The 2,853-nt window shown below is 65.4% G+C and carries 3 protein-coding genes and 1 pseudogene; 2 read left to right on the forward strand and 2 right to left on the reverse strand.

The window, feature by feature from the left end; all coding sequences use genetic code 11:
• Positions 1–50: 50 nt before the first annotated feature.
• Complete coding sequence (locus ACFTZB_RS44760) at positions 51–965, reverse strand: diiron oxygenase (protein ID WP_378442319.1); 915 nt, start codon at positions 963–965, stop codon at positions 51–53.
• A gap of 255 nt (positions 966–1,220) precedes the next feature.
• On the opposite strand from ACFTZB_RS44760, the gene ACFTZB_RS44765 reads away from it, so the two are divergent.
• Positions 1,221–1,487 (forward strand): hypothetical protein, encoded by a 267-nt coding sequence (locus ACFTZB_RS44765; protein WP_378442321.1) that lies wholly within the window; start codon positions 1,221–1,223, stop codon positions 1,485–1,487.
• Between the two features lies 1 nt (position 1,488).
• Here the strand turns inward: ACFTZB_RS44765 and ACFTZB_RS44770 are convergent, their stop codons facing one another.
• Positions 1,489–2,112, reverse strand: coding sequence for a CatB-related O-acetyltransferase (locus tag ACFTZB_RS44770; protein ID WP_378442323.1), 624 nt, complete (start codon positions 2,110–2,112; stop codon positions 1,489–1,491).
• A 187-nt stretch (positions 2,113–2,299) separates the two neighbouring features.
• Here ACFTZB_RS44770 and ACFTZB_RS44775 point away from each other — a divergent pair.
• Positions 2,300–2,853: pseudogene (locus ACFTZB_RS44775) on the forward strand (HNH endonuclease); the annotation flags it as partial.

The raw sequence follows: 2,853 nt of genomic DNA on the forward strand, positions 1-2,853 counted from the left end.
ACTCTAGACAACGTCGGCATGGTTTGGCGGGCGTCAAGCCCTCGGTGATGTCAGAGCATGTGCACGCGCTTGTAGAGCCGCCGGGACGGACCGCCGAGCAGGTCGGCCTCGTCCAGGAACCGCATGAGCGGCTGCGAACTCTCCCGGATCTTCTCGGCCCGGAACCGGTTGTTCTTCGCCTCGCGCACCGCACGCTCGGTGTCGAGGCCGGCGGCCGCGTAGACGGCCGGGTTGATCATGCTGGAGACGATCAGGTTCGACGCGATCGCGATGCAGGCGCGGCTCGCGGCGCGGTGCGCCCTGCTCATTCCCTCGGCCCGGCGCAGGGTCTCCTCCCGGGCGAACCGCATGTGCCGGGCCTCCTCGACGACGTGAATCTTGCTGGTGACGCGGACGATCGGCTGGACGCGGGTGTCCTTCATCCAGTCCCGCTGCATCACGTCGAGGATCTCCTCGGCGACGAGAATGCCGGCGTACGCGACCTCCCCGGACGCGAGCGCCTTGAATCCGCGCCCCAGCGTGACCACCGACTTGCGCGGAACGTAGGAGGGGCACCCGAACTTCTCGGCGGTGCGCGCGAACATCACGGAGTGCCTGCATTCGTCGGCCACCTCCGTCAGCGCGAACTGGAAGTGCGCCTGTGACGCGTCCTTGGCATACATGTCCCGGATGACCATCTGCTGGAGAATCATCTCGAACCAGATGCCGGTGCCCATGATCGACGACACCTCGTGCTTCGTCAGCGTGATCTGCTGCTCGAACGTCATCTCGTCCCACATCGGCGTGCCGTACAGCGAGGACCACTCGGGAGTGAGGCCGTACAGGTCGTCGGGAACAGGAGCGTCCCAGTCCACCTCGACGGTCGGGTCGTACGACATGCGCGCAGAGGAGTGGAGAAGCCGGGCGCCTGTGTCCTGACGATCCGTGATCTTGGGATTGCCGAGAGCGAGCGTCGAGCGTGCCATGAACATCCTCCATGTCAGTGTGACCAGCGGTTACACCTAATCGTGGACTGAAATACTCTTGACGTCAATAGGCCTAATGTACAAACTCTAGACAACGTCGGCATGGTTTGGCGGGCGTCAAGCCCTCGGTGATGATCCCCACAACTCCGACTCGGGGCTTGCTCAAAATTTGCCGATCGTCTGTAGTGAGTTCTCGGCAGCGGGCCCGGATGATCCCTTGCCCTGGCGTCACCCGGCAGAAAGCGGAATGAACCAATGTCTGATCAGAAGAGTGCCGCACAGCCCCACAGCGCCGATGTCGTCGTCGGTGCTCGCGTTCGAGTCCGCCGCGACGCCGACGAACCCGCGCCGGGCGTCGTGATCGAGGATTTCGCGGACCTGTCCCAGTCCGAGGGGCTCCTCGGGCGTGATTGGGCGCCCGTGCACCGCTGGGCCGTCGCCCTCGACGACGGACGTCTCGTCTTCGTCGACGACGGCGAACTCGACCTCGACGCCGAGTCGCCCAAGGCTGCGTGCGGCTGAGTCAGTCGAGTCCGTCGGCGATCTCCTGAAGTTGCTCGACAGTGCCTGCGGCGATCGTTCGCACCTGTTCGGTGATGACGGAGATCGGCCAGTCCCACCACGCGATCCGCACCAGCGCGGCGATGTCGGATTCCGAATAGCGGTCCTTGATGTGGACGGCCGGGTTTCCGCCCACGACGGCGTAGTCCGGCACCGATCGTGTCACCACCGAACCGGTCGACACGATCGCGCCGTGCCCGATGCGCACGCCGGGCATGATCGTCGCGTTGCCCCCGATCCATACGTCATTGCCGACGACGGTGTCGCCGCGCGACGGTAGATCCGCGAGCAGATCGGCATGCTCGGCCCACGCGCCTCCCATGATCGGAAAGGGGAAGGTCGAGACGCCGCTCATCCGATGGTTCGCGCCGTTCATGACGAACGTCGTCCCCGTCGCGAACGCGCAGAACTTTCCGATGATCAACCGATCCGGACCGTAGTGGTGCAGGACATTTCGCGTCTCGAACTCGTCCGCGAACTCGGGATCGTCGTAATAGCTGTACTCCCCGACCTCGATCAGCGGGTTGTCGATCAGAGGTTTGAGCAGGACTACCCGGGGCTGACCCGAAACGGGGTGCAGCGTCATCGGATCCGGTGCGGCACTCGTGGGCAACTACTTCTCCATTCCTCGGCGCAGGCGTGCGCGACCTCCTGTATAGCGCCGTGTGGCGCTGCGCTGCACGCGGTTTACGGCGGATTCGGCTATTGCCATGAGTCGCGGGTGGTTGCTAGAGTCGAACAAAGTTTCGAATAACCTCGGGGGAGGGCTGGTCGTGGGGGGTGTGGTGGCACCGGATCTGGAGGAGTTGCGGGCGTTCACGGCGCGGTTGCGGTGTGTCGGGCCGTGTGGTGATGCGGGGGTGGGGATCGAGTGGCTCGATGCAGTCGAATCCCTGAAGTCGGTGGGGTGTGCGGTGCAGGCGGTGGTGACCGACGATGTCGCCACCTGTGTGCGGGAGGATCGCAGGGCCCGTCGGTTGCCGCGGGCGGAGTGGGGTCGCGGTATCGGGTCGCAGATTGCGTTGGCGCGCAGGGAGTCCCCGAACCGTGGCAACCGGCATCTGGGGTTCGCGCAGGCGCTGGTGCACGAGATGCCGCACACGTTGGCGTTGTTGCGGTCGGGGCGGTTGAACGAATGGCGCGCGACCCTGCTGGTGCGGGAAACAGCCTGTCTGTCGGCATCCGATCGCGCGGTGGTGGATCGCCGGTTGTGTTCGGACCCGGCTGTTCTGGACGGGGTCGGGGACCGCGGGTTGGTCGCGAAGGCGAAGGCCCTGGCCGTGGAACTGGATGCCGCCGCGGTGGTGGCCCGGTACCGCAAGGCGGT

Source organism: Rhodococcus sp. NPDC057014 (genome assembly GCF_042673295.1).
Lineage (GTDB): Bacteria > Actinomycetota > Actinomycetes > Mycobacteriales > Mycobacteriaceae > Rhodococcus_F.